Source organism: Gracilibacillus sp. JCM 18860 (genome assembly GCF_055395245.1).
In genome coordinates, this window is the sequence record NZ_AP043868.1 from 665,297 (window position 1) to 687,891 (window position 22,595).

At 36.8% G+C, this 22,595-nt stretch carries 22 protein-coding genes and 1 other annotated feature; of the genes, 1 reads left to right on the forward strand and 21 read right to left on the reverse strand.

The window, feature by feature from the left end; genetic code table 11:
• Positions 1–66 precede the first annotated feature (66 nt).
• Positions 67–1,017: a 4-hydroxy-3-methylbut-2-enyl diphosphate reductase gene (locus ACZ5R4_RS03550; RefSeq protein WP_109984165.1), complete on the forward strand. Its 951-nt coding sequence runs from the start codon at positions 67–69 to the stop codon at positions 1,015–1,017.
• Positions 1,018–1,056: 39 nt separating this feature from the next.
• Here the strand turns inward: ACZ5R4_RS03550 and ACZ5R4_RS03555 are convergent, their stop codons facing one another.
• The 21 genes from ACZ5R4_RS03555 to ACZ5R4_RS03655 form a co-directional block, all read right to left on the reverse strand.
• On the reverse strand, positions 1,057–2,172 hold the full coding sequence (locus tag ACZ5R4_RS03555) for a Nif3-like dinuclear metal center hexameric protein (protein ID WP_109984593.1): 1,116 nt from the start codon (positions 2,170–2,172) through the stop codon (positions 1,057–1,059).
• The gene (locus tag ACZ5R4_RS03560; protein WP_109984164.1) at positions 2,156–2,851 is read right to left on the reverse strand and encodes a tRNA (adenine(22)-N(1))-methyltransferase; all 696 of its coding nucleotides are present in this window, start codon (positions 2,849–2,851) and stop codon (positions 2,156–2,158) included. The genes ACZ5R4_RS03555 and ACZ5R4_RS03560 overlap by 17 nt, the downstream gene beginning before the upstream one ends.
• A 74-nt stretch (positions 2,852–2,925) precedes the next feature.
• Positions 2,926–3,279, reverse strand: coding sequence for a cytochrome c550 (gene cccA, locus ACZ5R4_RS03565; protein WP_054859272.1), 354 nt, complete (start codon positions 3,277–3,279; stop codon positions 2,926–2,928).
• Between the two features lie 129 nt (positions 3,280–3,408).
• Positions 3,409–3,939 (reverse strand): hypothetical protein, encoded by a 531-nt coding sequence (locus ACZ5R4_RS03570; RefSeq protein WP_464368073.1) that lies wholly within the window; start codon positions 3,937–3,939, stop codon positions 3,409–3,411.
• Positions 3,940–4,104: 165 nt separating this feature from the next.
• The gene (gene rpoD / locus ACZ5R4_RS03575; RefSeq protein WP_054787787.1) at positions 4,105–5,220 is read right to left on the reverse strand and encodes an RNA polymerase sigma factor RpoD; all 1,116 of its coding nucleotides are present in this window, start codon (positions 5,218–5,220) and stop codon (positions 4,105–4,107) included.
• Positions 5,221–5,234: 14 nt separating this feature from the next.
• A complete protein-coding gene (dnaG, locus tag ACZ5R4_RS03580; protein ID WP_109984162.1) occupies positions 5,235–7,058 on the reverse strand; it encodes a DNA primase in 1,824 nt (607 codons plus the stop codon).
• A 362-nt stretch (positions 7,059–7,420) separates the two neighbouring features.
• A complete protein-coding gene (locus ACZ5R4_RS03585) occupies positions 7,421–8,272 on the reverse strand; it encodes a pyruvate, water dikinase regulatory protein (protein ID WP_109984161.1) in 852 nt (283 codons plus the stop codon).
• Between the two features lie 25 nt (positions 8,273–8,297).
• Positions 8,298–10,376 (reverse strand): glycine--tRNA ligase subunit beta, encoded by a 2,079-nt coding sequence (gene glyS, locus ACZ5R4_RS03590; protein ID WP_109984160.1) that lies wholly within the window; start codon positions 10,374–10,376, stop codon positions 8,298–8,300.
• Complete coding sequence (gene glyQ / locus ACZ5R4_RS03595; RefSeq protein WP_054859267.1) at positions 10,363–11,256, reverse strand: glycine--tRNA ligase subunit alpha; 894 nt, start codon at positions 11,254–11,256, stop codon at positions 10,363–10,365. Before glyQ ends, glyS begins: the two co-directional genes overlap by 14 nt.
• Positions 11,257–11,328: 72 nt before the next feature.
• Positions 11,329–11,505, reverse strand: a binding site (T-box leader).
• Between the two features lie 50 nt (positions 11,506–11,555).
• Complete coding sequence (gene recO / locus ACZ5R4_RS03600) at positions 11,556–12,305, reverse strand: DNA repair protein RecO (RefSeq protein WP_054859682.1); 750 nt, start codon at positions 12,303–12,305, stop codon at positions 11,556–11,558.
• 25 nt (positions 12,306–12,330) lie between these two features.
• Entirely contained in the window at positions 12,331–12,480 is a 150-nt protein-coding gene (locus ACZ5R4_RS03605; protein WP_109984159.1) for a YqzL family protein, read from the reverse strand.
• 155 nt (positions 12,481–12,635) lie between these two features.
• On the reverse strand, positions 12,636–13,541 hold the full coding sequence (era, locus tag ACZ5R4_RS03610) for a GTPase Era (protein ID WP_054859266.1): 906 nt from the start codon (positions 13,539–13,541) through the stop codon (positions 12,636–12,638).
• Positions 13,542–13,866: 325 nt separating this feature from the next.
• Positions 13,867–14,247 (reverse strand): diacylglycerol kinase family protein, encoded by a 381-nt coding sequence (locus ACZ5R4_RS03615; protein WP_109984158.1) that lies wholly within the window; start codon positions 14,245–14,247, stop codon positions 13,867–13,869.
• Positions 14,225–14,689: an rRNA maturation RNase YbeY gene (gene ybeY / locus ACZ5R4_RS03620; protein WP_054787724.1), complete on the reverse strand. Its 465-nt coding sequence runs from the start codon at positions 14,687–14,689 to the stop codon at positions 14,225–14,227. Before ybeY ends, ACZ5R4_RS03615 begins: the two co-directional genes overlap by 23 nt.
• A gap of 1 nt (position 14,690) precedes the next feature.
• Positions 14,691–16,826, reverse strand: coding sequence for an HD family phosphohydrolase (locus tag ACZ5R4_RS03625; protein ID WP_464368074.1), 2,136 nt, complete (start codon positions 16,824–16,826; stop codon positions 14,691–14,693).
• Between the two features lie 79 nt (positions 16,827–16,905).
• Positions 16,906–17,862: a PhoH family protein gene (locus ACZ5R4_RS03630; RefSeq protein ID WP_109984156.1), complete on the reverse strand. Its 957-nt coding sequence runs from the start codon at positions 17,860–17,862 to the stop codon at positions 16,906–16,908.
• 2 nt (positions 17,863–17,864) lie between these two features.
• The gene (gene yqfD, locus ACZ5R4_RS03635; protein ID WP_109984155.1) at positions 17,865–19,079 is read right to left on the reverse strand and encodes a sporulation protein YqfD; all 1,215 of its coding nucleotides are present in this window, start codon (positions 19,077–19,079) and stop codon (positions 17,865–17,867) included.
• Positions 19,080–19,379: a sporulation protein YqfC gene (yqfC, locus tag ACZ5R4_RS03640; RefSeq protein ID WP_054787727.1), complete on the reverse strand. Its 300-nt coding sequence runs from the start codon at positions 19,377–19,379 to the stop codon at positions 19,080–19,082.
• A 132-nt stretch (positions 19,380–19,511) separates the two neighbouring features.
• Complete coding sequence (locus ACZ5R4_RS03645) at positions 19,512–20,006, reverse strand: hypothetical protein (RefSeq protein WP_464368075.1); 495 nt, start codon at positions 20,004–20,006, stop codon at positions 19,512–19,514.
• 45 nt (positions 20,007–20,051) lie between these two features.
• On the reverse strand, positions 20,052–21,053 hold the full coding sequence (gene floA / locus ACZ5R4_RS03650; RefSeq protein ID WP_054787729.1) for a flotillin-like protein FloA: 1,002 nt from the start codon (positions 21,051–21,053) through the stop codon (positions 20,052–20,054).
• A gap of 12 nt (positions 21,054–21,065) precedes the next feature.
• A complete protein-coding gene (locus ACZ5R4_RS03655; protein ID WP_109984592.1) occupies positions 21,066–22,364 on the reverse strand; it encodes an NfeD family protein in 1,299 nt (432 codons plus the stop codon).
• Between the last annotated feature and the right edge of the window lie 231 nt (positions 22,365–22,595).

Consider the following 22,595-nt stretch of genomic DNA (forward strand, 5'->3'; position numbering starts at 1 on the left):
AATTTTCTATTCCATTATGTAATATTTTACTTGATCTATGCAAGAAAGTACAGAGGGGGAACCAGAATGGAAGTAATTAAAATCGCTCCACGTGGCTATTGCTATGGTGTTGTCGATGCAATGGTCATTGCGCAAAATGCAGTTAAGGATCCCAATCTACCTCGACCAATCTATATACTAGGTATGATTGTTCACAATTCACACGTAACCAATGCTTTTAAGGAGCAAGGTGTCTATACATTGGATGGTAAAAACCGTTCAGAGCTGCTTGATGATATCGAAGAAGGAACCGTCATATTCACTGCACATGGAGTCTCTCCAGAAGTAAAGAAAAAAGCAGAAGACAAGGGCTTAATGGTTCTTGATGCTACTTGTCCTGATGTAACTAGAACACATGATTTAATCCGTGAAAAAGTAAAAGAAAATTATGAAATTGTCTATATTGGCAAAAAAGGGCACCCAGAGCCTGAAGGTGCTATCGGAGTTGCACCGGATCATGTTCATTTGATCCAAACAGAAGCAGATGTTTCAGAGCTTGACTTATCGAGCTTTGATAAGATTCTTGTTACGAATCAAACCACCATGAGTCAATGGGATGTTTATGATGTCATGCAAAAGGTAAAAGAAAAATATCCGCAAACAGAAATGGAACAAGAGATCTGTATGGCTACCCAAGTACGACAAGAAGCCGTTGCCGAACAAGCGAAGGATGCTGACCTAACCTTAGTGGTAGGAGATCCTCGAAGTAATAACTCGAACCGTCTTGCACAGGTTTCGATCGAACTCGCCGGTACACAAGCATATCGGATAGCCGATGTTTCTGAAATTCAATTAGAATGGTTAGAGGGAGTTAAAAAAGTAGCTATAACTGCTGGTGCATCAACACCTACCCCTATAACAAAAGAAGTAATCAAGTTTATTGAACAATTTGATCCAAACAATTCGGACACATGGGATAAGGACTCAAAAGTAGACAAAAATAAAATATTGCCGAAGGTAAAAGCCAAGGCAAAATAAGAGAATCAGTTCCCACTGATTCTCTTTTTATTACAATCGTTAATAACATTTAAACGGTTCTGTTGAGATGGTGGATGTGATTATATTAACCGGTGCTGGTAATTCTTTTTGGTGGTGATCAAAATAGCACTTTACCCCATCTTTCATCACTCTTTCTACATGATGTCCTGGATCAATCAGACAAATACCTGCCTGCTCTGCATCCTGTGCATCATGGAAGCTTAAATCACCTGTAATATAGACATCTGCCCCCATTTTTATTGCATTTATAATATAGCCTTTCCCGCTACCTCCTAAGACAGCTACGCTCCTTACTATCTTATTTTCATCCCCGACAAAACGCACAAATGGAACATCTAAAGCATCCTTCACAAAAGAAAGATATTCCTTTAAGGTCATTTCCTTTTCCACTAAACCAATTCGTCCGAGTCCAAGCGTTTCCGTTGAATTATTTAAAGGAAATACATCATAGGCCATTTCCTCATATGGATGACTTTGTTTAGCCATCTCAATTATTTTACTTAACTGCTTTTCTTTTACAATCGTCTCTATTTTAATCTCTTCGACTTCTTCGATTTTTCCTTTCTTTCCTAAGAATGGATTGGTTCCTTCCAATGGCTTGAATGCACCCATTCCAGCTGTTTCAAAGGTGCAATGACTGTAATTACCTATATGACCTGCACCCTCCTTACCAATTGCTTCTTTTACCACATTTGCGTGACTTTTTGGGACATATACCATAAATTTATATAGTTTATCCGTTATGGAAGGTACAAGAACTTGACGATTTTTTAAACACAATTTATCTGCAAGCAGGTCATTTACCCCACCATTCACCATATCTAAATTCGTATGTGCAGCATAGACAGAAATATTGTTTTTTAATAGTTTCTGAATAATCCTTCCTTTTGAATCGTTCACATCAATTTGTTTTAGACCTTTAAATAATAAGGGATGATGGGCGATGATTAGCTGTACTTGATGCTCTATCGCCTCCTCTACTATCTCATCTGTTACATCAAGTGTAATTAGTAAATTTTGTACGCTCTGTTCTAAATCTCCCACTTGAAGTCCTACATTATCCCAAGATTCTGCATAATCCTTCGGAACCCATTTTTCGAATAATTGAATAATGGCTTTAACTGTTGTTTCCATCATCAACAACCTCCTCTATTAAACGAATCTCTTTTGTAAATTGTTGTATTTTTTCATTTGGAGTATGGGTTGCCTTACGCATCTCATTCAGAAGTATTTCTTTTTTATCTCTTTCCCTCCACCATTTTTCTTGAAAAATAGAATTATTTTCGTTTAATAAAAATGGCCCAAACATTAATTCTTTTTCTGTTATCCTCGGTGTGAAATGAACCTGTTCAGCAACTAAAATTTCATATATATAGCCATCTTCTTCGATAATCTCTTCTGCAATAAGGGCATATCGGTGCTGATACAACCATTTTCTAACAATATCGGCATCTAAGTTTGGTTGTAGTATAAGTCTTTTTACACCCGTTAACTTTGATTTCCCTTCCTCTAATATATTTTTGATTAATTTCCCACCCATTCCTGCAATCGTAATCTGTGATACCTCGCCTTCGTTTACCACTTCTAATCCATTTCCTTTACGGACATGTATTCTATTCTCCAACTGGTTGGTTGTTACCGTTTCAATCGCTCGAAGGTATGGACCTTGATTAATTTCTCCTGCAATGGCAATTGCAGTAGCATCTTGAAGACAAACATAGCATGGTAAGTAGGCATGGTCTGAACCAATGTCGGCAAATTTGATTGGTTTTACTAAGTATTTTGCTATTTTCTCTAATCTTTTTGACAGCATAACATGATAATTCCTTCCGTATAAGTGTAGAAAAAAGCCTTCTGTTATGAAAACAGAAAGCTTATTCTACGCTTTTATTGTTTTTGAGCAAGCCATTCAGCCAAGACTTGTGCTTCTTCGCTCGATACTAATCCTCCAGGCATTGCCGTACCTTCAATACCATTCATAATAATTTCATTGATTTCTTCCTCTGAATATTTACTTCCGATTTTCTGTAAGCTTGGTCCAGAGCCTTCCACACCCTCTAGGTCACCACCGTGACAGCCTATACAGTTTTGGGCAATAGCTTCAGGATCGAGGGCGACTTCTTCGCCACCACCATTAGCAATCTCTTCCTGTTGATTTAGTCCTTGTACCGATAAAATAACCATTGCTAGGATACCTAACACAGCAATCAATGCAAAAGGTATAACAGGATTTTTTTTCATTTTTAGTTCCTCCTTATGTAACATGTATTGCTTGTCTCATCGTTATGTATTAGAAATACAAATCCATATCTATTTTACTGTAAATTCTCATTTAAGCAAAGTGATTCTAATTAAATTTCGATAATTTGACTAAAAATATTCGAACCCGACGAAAATGCTGGCAATGATTACAACAAAAACACCTGCTGCTTGTAGAAAGAACTTGCCTTTTACCTTACCAAATAGAATCCATGTAATCCCATTTAAGTAAATCCATATTATCGTAATCCAATCTATGCCAATGTATATGTTTAAAAAAATGACGGTACTGTATAAGAAATTTATAAAGAAAATAAGGATAGAAAAGGTTTCTTTTAAATAAGTTTTTCTTGTAGTTAGACGAACAAAACTACCGCTTATACCTAATACTACTAAAACGCCTACAATTTGTAAAAAAAGAGAATCAGTCAGCTGAAAAATAAGCACAGGAAACAAGAACAATAATGCATTAAAAAAGTAAATCAATAAATAATATGGTGTCGACTGTTTGTTAGCAAGCTTTTCTCCTTCTCCTTCGGTATATAATGCAAGCAGGTAATCACAATAATGCTCTGGAAGCAATTGATGTGTCTTCCAGTAATTGATTTCCTTAATCACCGTTTCTTTTCTAGCTTCATCCATTAGATCATCCCCGAACAACGAAATTCTTTCTTTATTTATATCGGTCTTGTGTTAAGGAAATGAAGTCACTTTTATTAGAGCATAAACGGTGGTAAAAGCCAACTATTTACTTCCGTATAAAAAAGCTACCTTCTGCGTAAGTACACAGAAGGTCATTCAAATCCCCTACTCAAGGAAGTCTTTTAATCGCTTGCTACGACTAGGATGGCGAAGCTTTCGCAATGCTTTTGCTTCAATTTGACGGATACGTTCTCTTGTGACACCAAACACCTTTCCAACTTCTTCTAGTGTTCGAGTCCTTCCATCATCAAGTCCAAAGCGAAGGCGTAAAACATTCTCCTCTCGATCAGTTAACGTGTCTAATACATCTTCTAGTTGTTCTTTTAGTAATTCGTAAGCGGCATGATCGGATGGCGAGGTAGCTTCTTGATCTTCTATAAAGTCTCCAAGATGCGAATCGTCTTCTTCCCCAATTGGAGTCTCTAAAGAAACGGGCTCTTGAGCAATTTTAAGAATTTCTCTCACTTTATCAGGTGTAAGATCCATGTCTTTAGCAATTTCTTCTGGTGTAGGTTCCCGTCCTAAATCCTGTAATAATTGACGTTGCACGCGAATTAATTTGTTGATCGTTTCAACCATATGCACAGGAATGCGGATGGTTCGTGCTTGATCGGCAATCGCTCTTGTAATGGCTTGGCGAATCCACCAAGTGGCATACGTACTAAATTTAAATCCCTTCCGGAAGTCAAATTTTTCAACTGCCTTAATTAGCCCCATATTCCCTTCTTGAATTAAGTCAAGGAATAGCATTCCTCTACCGACATAGCGTTTTGCAATACTTACAACAAGTCGTAGATTGGCTTCAGCCAAACGTTTCTTGGCATATTCATCGCCCTCTTCGATTCGTTTCGCTAGATCTATTTCCTCTGTTGCCGATAATAAGTCCACACGACCAATTTCCTTTAGATACATCCGAACAGGATCATTTATTTTAATACCTAGAGGTACACTTAGGTCATTTAAATCAAATTCCTCTTCTTTTGATAGCTGTTGTAAAGTTGGATCTTCATCATTATCTCCAATTACTTCCACACCTTGCTCGTTCAATTGCTCATAAAATTCATCAATCTGATCTGATTCCAATTCAAAATTTGATAGTCTTTCAGCAACTTCCTCATATGCTAAAACACCACGCTTTTTACCGATTTCCATTAAATGCTCTTTTGCTTGTTCTAATGTAAGTTCAGGCTCCTTTGAACGTGATGGTTTATTATTTGCCATGAGTGCCCCTCCTTCTAAAAACTTGCTCCATTTTTTGATTGTTGCTTTATCTTTAATATTTCCATCGCAATTTGAGCTGCTTTTACCGGATCTGTTTTCTCTAGTAGCTTTTGTTCCTGTTCTAGTTGTTTAATCCGAACATGATCCGTCTGTTCAGCTAAGATGGTTCTAATATAGTCATCCATTTCTTTATCCGTAATTTCCCAGCTACAATCAAGCATGGACAATTCAACAATTAGCTTACGAATCGTTTCATCTTCTATATATGTGAGAAAATGGCTTGAATTTGGTTCATTTCCTTCCTCATAGAAGCCATAAAGATAGGTAACAATAATTTGGTGTTGTTCTAGATTAAACTTTGATCCAAGTCTATTTTTTACTCTTTCTGCAACATGAGCATTTTGTAGCATGTAAGCAATAAGTCTTCTCTCTGCATTCTGATACGCTGATAATACTTTTTGATTCCGTCGATTCATTAGATGATTTCCATCTTTAGTATGACCAAAGTCTTGACGGTTATCATCATTTTTACTGTTGTTACGTATCCTTGACATTAAATCCTGATTTAATGCATCATAAGATAAATCAAATTGATCAGATAAGTCCCGGATATAATGATCTCTTTCGATCGGACTTTTTAGTAAAGCAATTTCTCCTATAATACTTTCTACATATCTAATCCGATCTCCTTCATGTTGAAGATTAAAATTTTTCTTCAAATGATTAATAAGAAAAGTCATTTCTGATGAACTCGCCTGGAGTACGTTTTCCTTAAAACTAGTTGCACCAAATTCTTGAATATAACTATCTGGGTCATAGCCTTTTGGTAAGTTAGCTACTTTCACTGTACATCCAGCATTCTTTAATAGCTTGATTGCTTTATACGTTGCATTTTGACCGGCATCATCGCCATCAAAACAAATTAAAACCGTATCAACATACCTTCGGAGAATACTTGCATGTGCATCTGTTAAAGACGTTCCTAATGATGCAATACCATTTTTTGCACCTGCTTGATGGACAGCAATAACATCTGCATAACCTTCTAATAATATGGCTTCACTTTTCTTGCGAATTTCACTTCGTGCCAAGTCAAAATTATAAAGTAATTTACTTTTTTGAAAGACAGGTGATTCAGGACTATTTAAATACTTGGGATCCTGTCCATTAATCGATCTTCCACCAAAACCGACTGTTTTTCCAATTGCATTACGAATAGGGAAAATAATCCTTCCTTGAAAACGATCCACATAATTTTGTTGATCATTTGTTGTTAAGAGTCCTGCTTTCACCATTGTTTGACGATGGAAACCTTTATTTTCTAGAAATTGCAAAATGAAATCTTTGGATTGTGGTGAGTAGCCTAGCTGGAATGTATCTATAGATTCATCAGAATAACCTCTTTGATACAAATACTCCAAGCCCTTTTTCCCATCTTTTGTATGTCTCAGGAGATGATGGTATAATTTAGTTAGCCATTGATACGCTTCTAGTATCGCCTGTTCTTCCGTAGAAGGTTCTTTTTTATTTGTTTCGGAAGCTTTTGGTAAGGTATGACCAGATTTATCAGCTAAAAATTCGATGGCCTGTCGAAAGGAAAAGCCTTCGATTTCCATCATAAATGTAATAACATTTCCACCTTTACCACAGCCAAAGCAATGAAAAATTTGTTTCTCCTGGTTTACGGAAAAAGATGGGGTGCTTTCAGAATGAAAAGGGCATAGTCCAAAGAAATTCCTGCCTTGCTTTTTTAGTTGGACATATTCGCCAACAATGTCTACTACATCATTTGCGGCTTGAACAGACGCAATCGTTTCATCTGTATACTGATTAGCCATACTTATCACCAATTCTAATCAAATTATAAAAGCATATTCTATTTTAACATTCGACAAATTTCTCATTCTGTGAAGAAAAAGAGAATTCCCCTTTAATATCATAATACCTCTTTTTGCACTAACTAAAACAACCTTTGTTATTAGGATTTTTGTTTGGCAATCGTAAAAAAAATGAACCCTTATGCTAAATTATTCTACAAAAATTAGCAAATTCCTGCTTTTCCTTAAAATTATTCCTAGAAAAACTATAAAAAAGGTTATAATAAATTTATATTTTGTTTTACACAAAATATTATTATAAAACAATTATGTGTTAATTTCCAATAATAAATACGAGGAATTCGAAATAATTTTCTATTCCTTTATGATTCATCGATTTTTTCACCATTATCATTTTCTAAATTCCAATATGGTTGGTTAATCATATTTAAAATAATATTCGCTGTTTCTTCGACTGCTTTATTGGAAACATCGATAACTGGACAACCTAATCTTTGGATTACATTATCAAAGAAGTTAAGTTCTGCTTCGATTCTATCTAAATTGGCATAGCTTGCTCCATCACTAAGCCCTAGAGACTTTAGTCTCTCTCTACGTATCCCGTTAAGTTTTTCAGGACTTATCTTTAATCCTATACATTTATGTGTGGGAATTTGAAAAAGTGATTCTGGTGGGTCCACTTCTGGCACAATTGGGACATTCGCTACTTTTAATTTTTTGTGTGCTAAATATTGTGATAATGGTGTTTTTGAAGTTCTTGAGACACCAATTAATACGATATCTGCTTGCATCACCCCTCGTGGATCTCGCCCGTCATCGTACCGGACAGCAAATTCTATTGCTTCCACTCTTCTAAAGTAATCCTCGTCTAATTTATGAATATTGCCTGGCTCTTGCTTAGATTTCAAGCTAAACTTCCGCTCCATTGCCCTAAGCATTGGTCCCATAATATCCACACATTCAACTTGTTTAGAAGCTGCCTCCTCTACGAGAAAATCTCTTAATTCATTATTTACTAAAGTAAATCCGATGAGTGCTCCTAATTGCTTTGCGTGGTAGACAGCACCACGCAAAACTTCAAAGCTTTCTACATATGGTATACGATACAGATCATAATCGGTTTCATCCAAAAATTGGCTTAATGCTGCTTTTGTCACTAATTCTGCTGTTTCACCAACCGAATCCGAAACGACATAGATTATTTTTTTCTCCATTACCTCTTTAGCCCCCTGGGTCTCACTAACCTTGAACTTGCTTCCATTGGATCAGTGTTAAATCAGCAAACTTTTTAATATCTTTGGCAATAACACTCAGTAGAGATAAGCGGTTTGCTCGGACCATTTCGTTGTCTGCCATAACCATGGTATGATCGAAAAATTGATGAATTGGCTGAACAAGCGGATCTAAAGCAGTTAACGCTTCTTGAGCTTTTTGTTGCTGAAGGAGTTCTAAGTATGCTGATTGGATCGATTGATAAGTACCGAAGAGTTGCTTTTCCTGCTCATTTTCAAATAATTCTGGCCTAACGGAATCGATCTTCTCTGCTTTATTGGCTAAATTAATGACGCGAACATAGGCCTCTTGTTTTGCTTTAAAAGTAGGATCATTTCTTTTTTCGCTTAGTACGAGTGCTTTTCTTTTTACAAAGGAAATATTGACAAGTTCATTAATTAAGACGGCATCGATCACATCTGCTTCAATATTATCCTCCTTCATAATATATGCAACTCTTTGCTTAAAAAATGATTCTAGCTGAGATAGTACCTTATTGTCACCCTTAGTAGAATATAAAGCTTGTACTTCCTTCACTAATCGATCCAAATTCAAGCTCCATCCTTGATGAGCGATCATTTGAATGACCCCTAAAGCTTGTCGCCTTAAAGCATAAGGATCCTGTGAACCACTAGGGATTAACCCGACAGAAAAACAACCAACAATAGTATCTAGCTTATCGGCAATACTGACTACTGTACCAACAATGCTTTCAGGTAATGCTGCATTCGCATGGCGTGGCATATATTGTTCCTCTATTGCTTGGGCCACTGCTGGATCCTCACCAAAAATATAGGCATAATTTCTTCCCATAATTCCTTGAAGCTCCGTAAATTCCGTTACCATATTTGTAACAAGATCAAACTTACAGATTTCTGCGGCTCGTTTTACAAGTGTTCTGTCCTTCTCTGATAAACCAAGATGGTCCACTATTATTTCTGAGATATTCACTATCCTTTTTGACTTATCTGCAATTGTTCCAAGTTTTTCTTGGAAAACCATCCGAGTTAGCTTATCTATATTCCGTTCTATCGATTGCTTTTGGTCCTCTTCATAGAAAAATTGCGCATCTTGTAGTCTAGCTCGTAGCACCTTCTCATTACCTCGTGCAACGGTATCGATATGTTCTGCTGTACCATTTCTTACACCGATAAAATAAGGATACAATTCTCCTTCGGTAGATTGAACAGGGAAATATCGTTGGTGTTCCTTCATCGTCGTAATTAACACTTCTTTTGGTAAATGTAAAAAAGATTCATGGAATTTACCACTAAAGACTGTAGGAAATTCTACAAGGTTTTTCACCTCTGTTAGTAAGTCTTGATCAACTGGAATTTGCCAATTGTTTTGCTCTTCTAGTCTTTTGATCCCTTCTAAAATAAGCTGCTCACGTTTATGTGCTACTGCAATTACATATTCCCTTTCTAGAAGCTGTTCATATTGAAGTGGTTGATCGATGGTAATCTTTCCACCTAAAAAGCGGTGTCCATACGTTATATTACTAGATTTAACTCCGGCAATACTAAGTGGAATTACTTCATGATCCTGTAAGGCAACGATCCATTTGATTGGACGGATATAGCGAATGCTTTCATTTGCCCAACGCATACTTTTTGGAAAGTGTAAGTTTAAAATGACTTCCTTAAATTGTGGTAAAAGCTCCACCGTACTCTTGCCTTCAATAAACTTCTTCACGAATACATAGTTAGTACCTTTAACTGACTTCATGTATAAGTCTTCAACGGTCTTACCTTGACCTTTTGAAAAACCAATTGCAGCTTTTGTCCAGCCTCCATTTTCGTCTTTTGCAATTTTCTCTGCAGGACCTTTTGCCTCTTCTACTTGATCCTCTTGTTTCAGCTGAAGTCCTTCGATTAATACAGCAAATCGTCTTGGCGTAATGTATGTGTTGATTTTTTGGTAGGATAATCTGACTTCCTCTAACCAATTTATTGTCTTTTCCTTTAATTCCTTCTCTGTATTGTCCATAAAACGAGCAGGCATTTCTTCTAAGCCAATCTCGAATAAAACATTAGTTGTTTTCATTTACGTTACTCTCTCCTTTCAACATCGGAAAACCAAGCCTCTCTCTTTCTTCTACATAAAGCTTTGCGATTTCTCGAGCAAGATTTCTCACTCTTCCGATATAGCCAGTTCTCTCTGTCACAGAGATAACCCCTTTGGCATCTAATAAATTAAACGTATGAGAGCATTTCAAGACATAATCATATGCTGGAAATACTAATCCTTTTTCCATTGTTCGTTTTGCCTCATCCTCATAGGTTGAAAATAGTTCGAACAGCATCTCTGTATTTGATTCCTCAAACGTGTAGGTGGAGTGCTCGTATTCAGGTTGATAAAAAATGTCTCCTACTGTTACACCCTTCGTCCATTCTAATTCGAAAACATTCTCTTTATCCTGAATATAGGATGCAAGACGCTCAATACCATACGTAATTTCCACTGCTACTGGTTTTGCCTCTAGACCACCTATTTGTTGAAAATACGTAAATTGCGTAATTTCCATTCCATCTAACCAAACCTCCCAACCTAAGCCAGCTGCACCCAAAGTTGGGTTTTCCCAATTATCCTCTACAAAACGAATATCATGCTCTTTCGGATCTATACCAAGCTTTTCGAGTGATTTCAAATATAACTCTTGAATATTTGCAGGTGATGGCTTCATAATCACTTGAAACTGGTGATGTTGATAAAGACGATTTGGATTTTGTCCATATCTTCCATCAGCAGGTCTTCTGGATGGTTCTACATAAGCTACATTCCAAGGCTCTGGCCCAAGACTACGCAATAAGGTCATAGGAGACATGGTACCAGCTCCTTTTTCCACATCATATGCTTGCATCAGAATACAATTCTGATCTGACCAATGCTTCTGTAATGTTAAGATCATTTCTTGAATATTCATGTTCACTACCCCCATTAAAAATCGCGTTCTCTAACGTGAAAACCCGTCCCTATGCTTTATCCACTGATAAAGCATAGGGACGGGTTGCCCGCGGTTCCACCCTATTTGTTATCCATTTCTATAGGATAACCACTTTATAAAAAAACTGCTCCAGAGCGCCTTCCTTAACGCATTCCTATCTAGCTCCCACCAACCTAGACTCGCTTTTAAGAATGGATGAAAAGTACTACTCTCTCTCCACGCAGAAACGTCATTCCATTATTCTACATAATAAGAGAAATCTAATCCATTGTCAACTTCTAAGGTTTTTTTAATTGATCCATCTGCTTTAAAAACTTTTTCGATTTAAGATAAAAGCCACCATGCTGTTCATAATATTGATCCATTATTTGATGTAATAAGCGTTTATTTTCTGCTTTGATAGAGATGTTTCCTATTTGTTCCATGTCAATTAAGGAAAAAACAACAAGTAGTCGATGTAAGTTTTCTGAAACATAAAAGGCATACTGATCTTTATAAGAACATGCGGAACACAGCACCCCTCCCTCATGTACAGAAAAATAATGAAGCCCTTCGTTTCGGCCACAGTGAACACATTTGTCAACGATAGGCGCAAAACCCGCCTCTTGATACATTTTCCACTCATATATCATCGTCAAGACTTCAGCATCCTTGTCAGTGTCAATCCATCTAACCGTTTGAAGAAGCTGTTTATAAAGAAACGGATTATATTTTTTTGGGTCAATTAGCTTATCCGTTAATTCAGCTAAATAACTTGTATAAGCTGTTTTAAAGATATCCTCTCTAATTCCTCGAAAAGAAGATAGGACTTCACCCTGTTGGATCGTGGCTAGACTAGTACCAGGTTGGATTAAGAAATTACCATGAATAAATGGCTGCGTGATAGCAGCCATTCTACTTTTTGTTTTTTTTGCACCACGTGCTATTGCGCCAATTTTCCCCATTGTTGGCGTTAGTAATGTCACAATTTTGTGAGTTTCTCCGTAATCCTGTGTTTTAAGAATGAAGCCTTCTACTTTTTCGAACACAAGCTTCACCTTTCCCTTTCTACAATTAAAAATGTGTATCTTTTAGTAAAGATTCTTGCTGATCGTCGGAAGAATCATCCTCCATTATTGGTTCTTCTACTTCCATTTGCTTCATCCATAAATATGCTTCAATATTACCTGTTTGACTGAAAATTTTCCATGGTACATCGATCACAATAAATCTCACCTTTCCTTTTGGTCATTAATCATTGTGCTCATTAATAGAATTACCCAAAACAGTCATTCAATTAGTAATAATATTTACCATGTATGATTTTCAATGATCATACATTTATCATAGTAAAATGATGAAGAAAGCTACTCCATTCGTTAATATTCATCCTGTTTAAAACCGAACTCATGGAGCTGATGCGGTTTATTTCGCCAATTTTCTTGGATCTTTACCCAAAGCTCTAAATAAACCTTCGAACCAAGTAAACGTTCAATATCCTGCCTTGCTCTTTTTCCAATTTCCTTGAGCATCTTACCTTGCTTGCCTATAATAATACCTTTTTGAGATTTTCGCTCAACGATGATACTTGCTTGTATCAAGAGCTTTTGATCATCTCCACGATTCTCTATTTGGTCTATGACCACTGCTACAGAATGTGGAATTTCTTCCCTTGTTAAATGAAGAACCTTTTCACGAATTAATTCTCCAATGATAAACCTTTCTGGATGATCGGTTACTTGGTCCTCTGGATAAAATTGTGGTCCTTCAGGCAAATACTCTGTAAAAATGTCCATTAAATGGGATACATTATTACCTTCTAATGCTGAAATTGGAATAATTTCTTGGAATGGATACTTGTCCTTATATAATTCAATAAGTGGCAAAAGTTCGTCGGGATGTATGAGATCAATTTTATTAATGACTAAAAAAACTGGTGTTTTATTAGTTGCTAGTCGATCGATAATATATTGATCTCCGCGACCATACCCTTCATCAGCATTGATCATAAACATAATTGCATCCACTTCATTTAAAGTGTTCTCTGCAATTTTGACCATAAAATCGCCTAGTTTATGCTTCGGTTTGTGAATTCCGGGCGTATCAATGAAAACAATTTGTTTTTCCTTATCTGTGTATACACCTTGAATCTTATTTCTCGTTGTTTGCGCCTTGTCACTCATAATGGCAATTTTTTGACCAATTACTCTATTCATAAAGGTAGATTTCCCGACATTAGGTCTTCCAATTATAGCTACAAATCCTGATTTGAAAGTGTTTTCCATACTGTTCCTCCGCTATTCTCTTGTTGGCTGCTATATGTATATCATACTATAAATTGCTGTGTATTTCATGCATTCGACAAAACTAGTGGTAATGTTTTTTAAAACCTGTAAAAAGGATGTATTCCCTAATATTCTACACGAATTGGCATTGTTTAAACATTCTAACATGTGATGTTGTTTTTTGGAAGGTTGGTTATCATTATCTAGAGGTTAGAAACTCAAACAAGCTTCATTCGCCTCCCTTTTAAGTTTGTACAAATTGAAAAAGGAAAGCTTCCTAAATAAGTTCACTTTCCCTTTCGTATAATCTCTAATTTTGATAGCACTATGCTAAAATTGCTAACCATTTTGGCAAAAAAATTAGACATGCTATGATGATGGCAATGATTGCCGTAACTAAAACAGCTGCTGCAGCAAGATCTTTTGCGGTACCTATGGCGGTATGTTTTTTTGGCTCTAAGTAGTCTAAAGCTCTTTCGAGGGCAGTATTCATTATTTCCATACTAATGACCGCACCAATGGTTAGAAAAAGGATAGCCCATTCCACTGTGGATAGTTTAGTTATCAGACCGATAATGATCACCATTATCATAGCTAATAGGTGTATTTTGACATTTCGCTCGGTTAATATGGCGACTTTTAATCCTTTCCATGCATAACGAAACCCAAAATGGAACCTATTCTTACCTCGATAATCCGAAGCCATTTAAGATCTCCTCTTGTCTTGAAAACATTTTTGTTTCTTCATCCTTCTCCATGTGGTCGTATCCAAGTAAATGCAAGAAGCCATGTAACGCAAGAAAACCTAGTTCTCTTGATAGGCTATGATTATACTCCTTTGCTTGTTCCTCTGCTTTGGTTACCGAAATGATAATATCTCCTAAAACAAGAGGCAATCCTTCACCATTTATAGCCAATTCTCCTTCTTGTTCCTCCTCTAATGCAAAGGAAAGCACATCAGTAGGTCGATCAAGACTCCTGTATTCTTTATTCAATCGTTGAATTTCCTCATTGTCTACGAATGTGAGTGATAATTCAGCATTGTCAGGTATTTTCTCCTCTGTTGCTGCATAACTTAATAATCGACTGATAAGTTCCAGATAATCCTGTTTAATACTTTCTGTTTCATCGATAAAATCAATCTCCATGTTATTTTGCCTCCTTGATCGACTCTTCTTTTGGATATTGAATCCTTGAATGATAAATACCTTTTAATGTTTCACAGATGACGCTTTTCATTGTTTCTAATTCTTTTAATGTTAAAGAACTATTGTTAAGCTGCCCATCTAACACACGATCCTTTATGATGGATGTTACAATATTTTCTATTTCTTCCTGGTTTGGATGATTGAGTGATCGAACAGCAGCTTCTACTGAGTCACAAATCGATACTGCTGCGGCTTCCTTTGATCTAGGCCTAGGACCTTGATAACGAAATTCGGATTCTGGAACCTTCTCATTAACCTCTTTTGCTTTATAGTAAAAAAATTTTAACAAGGTTGTACCGTGATGCTGCAGGGCAATATCAATGATTTCTTTTGGAAGCTTATCTTTTCTTAACATTTCTGCACTATCCAAAGGGTGCTGAAGAATGATTTCAGCGCTCTCGTAAGGGTCCAAAAAATCATGGGGGTTTTTCATTCCCATTTGATTCTCAATAAAGTAATGTGGTCGAACGGTTTTCCCTAAATCGTGATAATAAGCACCTACTCGTGCAAGTAATCCATTCGCACCAATTGCTTCACAAGCTGCTTCACTTAAATTGGCAACCATAATACTATGGTGGTAGGTACCCGGTGCTTCAATCAATAATTTCCTCAACAACGGTTGATTCGGACTAGACAGGCTCAAAAGCTTTGAATCTGAAATAATTCCTAATCCTGACTCAAAAAATGGAAGCATTCCAATTGTTAACACGGTTGAGAACATGGCAGAAAGAAAGCCATATCCACTAAACATTAAATAGTCTAACCAGTCATATTTCTCAAACGATAATAATAAAAATAAAGATACAGTGACAATATTATATAACGAGATACTGATGCCAGCCTTTAAAATCGCCATTTTATCCTTCACATTGGCTAAAAAATAAATGCTAGCTAGCTGTGTAACCAAAAAGTATACTCCTGCCTCCATATTAAGCAGGCCAGGTATGTTCGCATTAAAAATGACACTACCTACCATTGCATAAAAAATAGAAAAAACGATTGCTAGCCGCTCACTGACTAAGATTTTTAAAAGCATAGATGCTACAGCAATTGGCGCGACAAAATAAAGAGGATTTACCGTAGTCGTATAAAAGCTGACGACCTTCATTAAACTAGCAATAAAAATACTAATAATAATAATGGCAATTAACGAACTAAGCTTCAATGCTTTCTTTTTCTTTGCATGCCACATCTCCAAAAACATCATGGACGCTAGGAGAAGTAATAAAAGCGATAGCCCAATTAACGGGAATATATTCCTCTCTTCATTTAAAAGCCCTGTAATCTTAAGCTCTTCATAAATTTCATTCGTAATTAATTTTCCTTCTTCAACAATGATTTCACCAGCACGAATCATGACAGGCTCAACATTCTCTCTAGCTCTTTGTTGGGCTTCATTTGTTTTATCTGCTGAGAAAAAGGAGTTTGGTTCGACTCCATAGGAAATAAGTGGATATAAAGACCGTACAAAGCTATTATCTAGTGTTGAATAATGCAGCTTTTGTTGGATTGACTCTATTACCTTGTTCTCTTCTTCTATTTGAACCCCTGTATGATAAGCATCATTTAATGCAGTCGTCAATAATTCTTTAGCAAGCATTCTATTCTCTGGACTTGCTTCGAATAAGGAGAGAAATACTTGATCATCAATTTCACGAATGGCTTCATCTTGAACAAGGTCCTTCAAGTAGGAAATTTTGTCATCGATTGTGACGGATGGAAGTGATAGTGTCTTCTTCAAATCCTCTGATTCCACTTTTTCAATTGCTTCAAATATTTCGTGGACAGCAGAGACCCTTTCATCTGCCACTTCTAATGAAATCTCGTAGTGATCCTCTACTGATTGAACAGCTTCTCGTATACGACTGTCCGTCTCCTTTGTGTTTTCAATGGTGATAGGGGAACGAATCGTTTCATTTGCTGTTGAAAATTTCTCGATGTCATATGTTTCCGTATATACATTGGAATACGTCACCAGAAAAAAAATAGAGGCACAAATGAGGGATGTTAGTAAAAATTGTATCCAATCATATTTTAAGTATTTATGTATATCCTTTGTTATGTTTTGTTTTCTCATCATCATCCCTCTTTTGATTATTCAAAGAATGGTTTAATCATTAGTTATTTACACGCATGAGATTTTACATTTGCGCTTTTTATTTCTTTTCATAGGCTTCAATGACTTTTTGCACGATTGGATGTCTGACTACATCTGACTGAGATAAAGTAACAAAGCTTATTCCGTTCATATTTTGGAGCTTTTCCCTTGCCTCCACTAATCCTGAATAAACCCCTTTTGGTAAATCAATTTGAGTTACGTCACCAGTGATAATCATTTTTGACCCAAATCCAAGTCTTGTTAAAAACATTTTCATTTGAGCGGTAGTCGTATTTTGCGCTTCATCTAAAATGACAAAAGCATCATCTAATGTTCGCCCTCGCATATAAGCAAGTGGTGCAATTTCAATTGTTCCACGTTCAATTAATCTCATCGTATGTTCATTGCCAAGCACATCATGTAATGCATCATAAAGTGGACGTAGATACGGATCAACCTTTTCTTTTAAATCTCCTGGTAAAAATCCTAGGCTTTCCCCTGCTTCTACTGCAGGCCTTGTTAGGATGATTCTTTTTACTTTACCACTTTTCAAAGCAGATACTGCCATCACAACGGCTAAATAGGTTTTTCCTGTACCGGCTGGACCAATTCCAAAAACCAAATCATCTCGTTTCATTGCTTGCAAATAATTTCGTTGACCGAGCGTTTTTACCCGAATTGATTTACCCTTAGCGTTTTTTGTAATCTCGTCTTCAAATAATGTCTCAAGTTGATCGATTTTTCCTCTTTTTGCTAAATCTACAGCATAAATAACATCGCGTTCTGTTACCGCAATCCCTTTTCGAATGATGTGAAGTAATCCATCTAACACTTCTTGGATCATTTTTCTATCTTCCATTGTTCCAGAAACGCTTACTTGTTCTCCTCTTGAAACAATGGAAACTTGTAACTGTTCTTCTAATTGTTTGAGGTGGCGGTCTTCTGTACCGAATAAATTTAATGCTTCGTTTGGGTTCTCTAGTTGTAAATTAATTAATTTAAAATCCTCTGACATAATCAATCTCCTTGATTTATTGTTTGTCTTTTTACAATGTCTTCTAGAACGGTGTAATATATTGTTAATTTAACTTTACCATGCTCTACTCGTTCGTGCAAAATTTTTTCATCTATTATTTCTGCATCAATTGGTATGCTTTTTTTCAACCTTCTTTTCGCCTGTTGGAGTGCAAGTTTTTTCGCTTCATCCTCTGACCGTTTCTCCTCGATTTGTTCTTTCTCAAATATAGTCTGTTCCACATAACTTATTGGCAGCTTCCATTTCAAGAAATAGAAAGATCGTTCATTTACCTCCATTTGGCTATTTTTGTAATCAGGATATCGGAAATTCCAAACAGGTATGAGCCAATCTATAACCTTCAAATAATGCTTCTTTTCACTCTCCCCTGTTAGCACTTCATACTTATCGTCTATCGAAAGCTCAATTTCACTTCTATACCAAACCTTAGCAATCACTTCCCCTTTAGCAACAAGAGGCTTTGGAGCTTGTTCCTCTTCCTTCTTGTCCTCCTCTTTTTGGTCACCTAAATAAGCAGAAATGAGGATATCGTTTTTGTTTACTACATCATTTGGTTTTACAAGAGGTTGTCCGTTTTCAACGTAAAGATCTACAATTACCCCCTCTTTCGCAGCAACTAGGTGGCCCGGCTCCTCCTCTTCAGGCTTTTCCACTAGTGTTTTTTCAACACCCTCTAAATGGAAGTTTGACCCTCTTTTCGTTACGCCGATCCACAATAACTCTGGAATGTCCTCTAGGAGCTTTTTTTGAATTTCCGCTGGTGAAGCTATATTCCATTGCAAGCTCCCCTTTGTCACACCATACTCGGTGAGGTGCTCCATGACTTTTTTATCCAATTCATTATCTAATCCATTGATGTCGATTCGCCAGACCATGTTAGAAAGGAAAAAAATAAAACACACTGCAATCATAAATCCAATGAGTAGTGGTTTTTGGTATAAGGTATGCTTCATAAAAAAAGGAAAACCATTTTTGTCACGGAAATAAACCTTATGAATAGTCTTCCTTTTAACCTTGCGTAGCTTAGGGATATCCTTTACATTAACAATACCAGTGCAAGTTGTCCTATTTATTTTGTTTATATCCCATGATTGTATGCCATTTTTCGCACATAACTCAAAAAATTTTTCTGGATATTCACCTATTACTTTTATGGTGACATACCCTTTTAACCAGCTTTTTTTCTCGAGAAACATCTATGTCTTCCCTCCATTTATCTCTTTTTGGAAAGTTACATCCGTAATTTTCCCTTCTAGTAAGATCTCTTGTCCGACCATCATTTTCAGTACAAAATCAGATCCAATAATCTTAATAAAGCCATTGTGCACCTTCAGCAAAAGTTCATTGGATTGAAAGATTATTAAACCTTGATGATTTTCGATATAGGCATGAATGGAACCTATCATGGTAATACGTGGGAGTTCCAACATGACTTCAGAAGGAAGATCAAATGTTTTAGTTACGAATCTTGATAGCTTATCTTTCCATTGCCGCACAGCACAACGCCCCCTTCATTTCATTGTATGAAAAGTTAGTTAGCTATATGCTTGAATAGGTACGTTTACTTTGAGCTTAGAATGCTGTGTATCTTACTTACTTTACTAAAATAAAAAATAGCTATAAACCAGTTACGGTTTATAGCTATTTTTCTTCTGAATATTTTGATATGCTTTCGGTTTACCTAATACCTCTGCCATAATCAGCCCTTGGGCAATCCCCTTCGTTGTTAAATTGCTCTTGAGTGAAAGACTAGCAATTTTCTTATTTTCACTTTGTCTTTTAAGGCTTGGTCTATTAGGTAAAGCATCATGCTCACCTAATTGCTGCTGGCGAACGTCCTGCGCATTCTGAAGCTTTTCTTTTAAACGTTCCATCTGGTCACGTTTTTGGTCTTGAAAGCTAGCCTCTCCACTAGCTGGAATAGGTTCTATTTTCGGCTCACTCTGCAAGGTTTCCTCTGGTACGCTCGTCTGTTGTTCTTCTCGAGATTGATGCTGAGCTGTAGAAGCTCTTTTCATTTGCTTAGGTTGATTGCTATTCTTTTTCTCGTTAGCATTGGAGAGGCCGAAAACCCACAAGAGCACTGCAATGATAGCGGGAAGAAAGCCTAAAATATCATCCATTATTCTCTTCCTTTCCAGTAAGAGTTGGCTGATGAATTAATAAAACTACTGATTGGTATCATCGTCTTTATCCGTGTCCGTTAATTTACCAATTGCATCTCTCATATCGGTATCTGCTCCAATATTTTTGTAATTCATATAGTCCATTACACCCATTTTCCCAGAACGTAGCGCCTCTGCTAAAGCAAGTGGTACGTCTGCTTCTGCTTCTACTACTTTGGCACGCATTTCTTGGACTTTTGCCAACATTTCTTGTTCTTGAGCAACCGCCATTGCACGTCGTTCTTCTGCTTTTGCCTGCGCAATGTTTTTGTCTGCCTCTGCTTGGTCTGTTTGCAAAATAGCTCCAATGTTCTTACCGATATCTACATCGGCAATATCAATAGATAGAATTTCAAACGCAGTACCAGCATCCAACCCACGGTTTAAAACATTTTGGGAGATAGAATCAGGGTTTTCCAATACTTTCGTATGGGCTTCCGAGCTACCAATTGTACTAACGACCCCTTCCCCAACACGAGCAATTACCGTCTCTTCACCAGCACCACCGACAAGTCGATCAATGTTCGCTCTAACAGTAATTCTAGCCTTTGCCTTTACCTCGATTCCATCCATTGCAATACCTGCGATAAATGGTGTTTCAATTACCTTTGGATTAACACTCATTTGGACTGCTTCTAATACGTCACGTCCTGCTAAGTCAATAGCTGCGCAGCGTTCAAAGCTTAATTCAATATTTGCTCGTTGTGCTGCAATTAATGCATTTACCACTCTGTCTACATTACCACCTGCTAAATAATGACTCTCTAGTTGGTTCGTGGTAACTCCAAGTCCTGCTTTATGTGCCTTAATCAATGGATTAATAACACGGGATGGGACAACCCTTCTTAAACGCATTCCAACAAGTGTGAAGATACTGACCTTTACCCCTGCTGCTAGTGCACTAATCCATAGCATTACAGGAATAAATGTAAACAGTATAGCAACTGCGATAACAATTAACCCAATGAGTATAATTGGTAAAAATCCTCCAAATCCTGCATCCATTTTCATTTCCTCCTAATCATTTTTTATTGGTCTTACCACAATTCGGGAACCTTCTACTTTGACGATTTTAACAGGTCGACTCATGTCAATAAAAGCCCCTTCTGAAACAACATCTAAACGCTCATCGTTGAATTCAGCTGTTCCTGAGGGTCGAAGAGGTGTCACTGCTATCCCTTCTCGACCGATTAGTTCTTTTCGATTTACTGTTGATACATAACCAAGCTCTGTTGTGGTTGCATCGTTTAATATGACATGTCGAAAGATTCCCTTCTCAAGTCCAATCGTTTTAAACAGAACAACCGCTACAATAATTGCTAATGAAATGGCAATTAAAATACTGATCGACATCTGACCTATATTGTCTGTTGACATAAACAGGGATACAACAATAGCCGCAAGGCCGATAAATCCCAAAATGCCACCAGGTGCAAATATTTCGATTATAATCAAGACAATTCCTAATATTAATAGAACTATCGCCTCATATCCGGCAAGACCTGCAATAATATGGCCGTAAAAAAACAGGATTAAAGATACTAAGCCAATGGAACCAGGAATACCGAAACCAGGTGAATACAATTCTACAACAAGTCCAATACTTGCAAGGGATAACAAGATCGGTACAACAACTGGATTTGTTAGGAAACGAGCAAGACCTTCGGCAAATGTAGGACTCGTTTCAACCACTTCAGCATCAGAAAGCGATAAGCTATGTAATAATGCAGTTCGATGATCTACTATGTCTTCTGCATAACCAATCTCTACTGCGGTTTCTGCATCTAAGGTTAAATACTCGCCTTTTGGCGCACCATAATCTGGTAAGTCGACATTAGCATTGGCCATTGCTTCCGCATAAAGCGGATCCCGATCCTTAGAGCTTGCAGCACTTTTCATACTGGCGATCCATGCTGATTGAGCTTTTTTATCTGCAGCAGTTCCATCTGAGTTAATGACACCACTAGCTCCCATGCTTGCTTGGGGTTTCATATATATATTGTCAGTGTTGAGGGCTAAATAAGACCCTGCAGATAATGCTTCTACCGTTACAAAGGAAGTCGTTTCAATCTCTAAGTCTTGTAATATCTCGCCAATATTTTTGGCTGCATCTACCCTGCCACCAGGTGTATTGATTTCAAATATAATGTGATCAGCACTTGCTTCTTTCGCTTCATTTGTTGTCCGTTTAACAAATGCCTCTAAACCTCTTTCAACTGTGTCTTCGATAGGAATAACATAGACTAGCTTTCCCTCTCCTTCAGCAGCTTGAATATAGGTAAAAAAGCTTAAACAGCTAAAAAGTATAAAAACCATTGCACTTGCTTTTAATAGGATACGTGACAAATTCCCTCCTCCCTTCTTTTCAGGCTATTTTACATTTACGATTGAAAGCTGTAAAAGGTTTCAAAATTTAAACAAAAAAGACTAATCGCATACAGTTTACCATATTTTCATTGCGGAAGGAAAAATATCCTACAACATTTGATTTTTGTTTTACTAAAATTTATTATGTGCTATGAATAAGTAGCCATTTTATTAGCAACA

What these genes read in the sequence shown, in the direction of transcription:
- era (WP_054859266.1), bottom strand. Translation starts at nt 13,541, where the DNA reads ATGGAAAACACTTTCAAATCAGGATTTGTAGCTATAATTGGAAGACCT.
- glyQ (WP_054859267.1), bottom strand. Translation starts at nt 11,256, where the DNA reads ATGAATATTCAAGAAATGATCTTAACATTACAGAAGCATTGGTCAGAT.
- ACZ5R4_RS03655 (WP_109984592.1), bottom strand. Translation starts at nt 22,364, where the DNA reads ATGGTTTTTATACTTTTTAGCTGTTTAAGCTTTTTTACCTATATTCAA.
- ACZ5R4_RS03550 (WP_109984165.1), top strand. Translation starts at nt 67, where the DNA reads ATGGAAGTAATTAAAATCGCTCCACGTGGCTATTGCTATGGTGTTGTC.
- ACZ5R4_RS03555 (WP_109984593.1), bottom strand. Translation starts at nt 2,172, where the DNA reads ATGGAAACAACAGTTAAAGCCATTATTCAATTATTCGAAAAATGGGTT.
- ACZ5R4_RS03560 (WP_109984164.1), bottom strand. Translation starts at nt 2,851, where the DNA reads ATGCTGTCAAAAAGATTAGAGAAAATAGCAAAATACTTAGTAAAACCA.
- ACZ5R4_RS03645 (WP_464368075.1), bottom strand. Translation starts at nt 20,006, where the DNA reads ATGGATGATATTTTAGGCTTTCTTCCCGCTATCATTGCAGTGCTCTTG.
- cccA (WP_054859272.1), bottom strand. Translation starts at nt 3,279, where the DNA reads ATGAAAAAAAATCCTGTTATACCTTTTGCATTGATTGCTGTGTTAGGT.
- rpoD (WP_054787787.1), bottom strand. Translation starts at nt 5,220, where the DNA reads ATGGCAAATAATAAACCATCACGTTCAAAGGAGCCTGAACTTACATTA.
- glyS (WP_109984160.1), bottom strand. Translation starts at nt 10,376, where the DNA reads ATGAAAACAACTAATGTTTTATTCGAGATTGGCTTAGAAGAAATGCCT.
- dnaG (WP_109984162.1), bottom strand. Translation starts at nt 7,058, where the DNA reads ATGGCTAATCAGTATACAGATGAAACGATTGCGTCTGTTCAAGCCGCA.
- ACZ5R4_RS03615 (WP_109984158.1), bottom strand. Translation starts at nt 14,247, where the DNA reads ATGGCTTCGGATTATCGAGGTAAGAATAGGTTCCATTTTGGGTTTCGT.
- ACZ5R4_RS03585 (WP_109984161.1), bottom strand. Translation starts at nt 8,272, where the DNA reads ATGGAGAAAAAAATAATCTATGTCGTTTCGGATTCGGTTGGTGAAACA.
- floA (WP_054787729.1), bottom strand. Translation starts at nt 21,053, where the DNA reads ATGGATGCAGGATTTGGAGGATTTTTACCAATTATACTCATTGGGTTA.
- ACZ5R4_RS03570 (WP_464368073.1), bottom strand. Translation starts at nt 3,939, where the DNA reads ATGGATGAAGCTAGAAAAGAAACGGTGATTAAGGAAATCAATTACTGG.
- ACZ5R4_RS03625 (WP_464368074.1), bottom strand. Translation starts at nt 16,826, where the DNA reads ATGAGAAAACAAAACATAACAAAGGATATACATAAATACTTAAAATAT.
- yqfD (WP_109984155.1), bottom strand. Translation starts at nt 19,079, where the DNA reads ATGTTTCTCGAGAAAAAAAGCTGGTTAAAAGGGTATGTCACCATAAAA.
- ybeY (WP_054787724.1), bottom strand. Translation starts at nt 14,689, where the DNA reads ATGGAGATTGATTTTATCGATGAAACAGAAAGTATTAAACAGGATTAT.
- ACZ5R4_RS03630 (WP_109984156.1), bottom strand. Translation starts at nt 17,862, where the DNA reads ATGTCAGAGGATTTTAAATTAATTAATTTACAACTAGAGAACCCAAAC.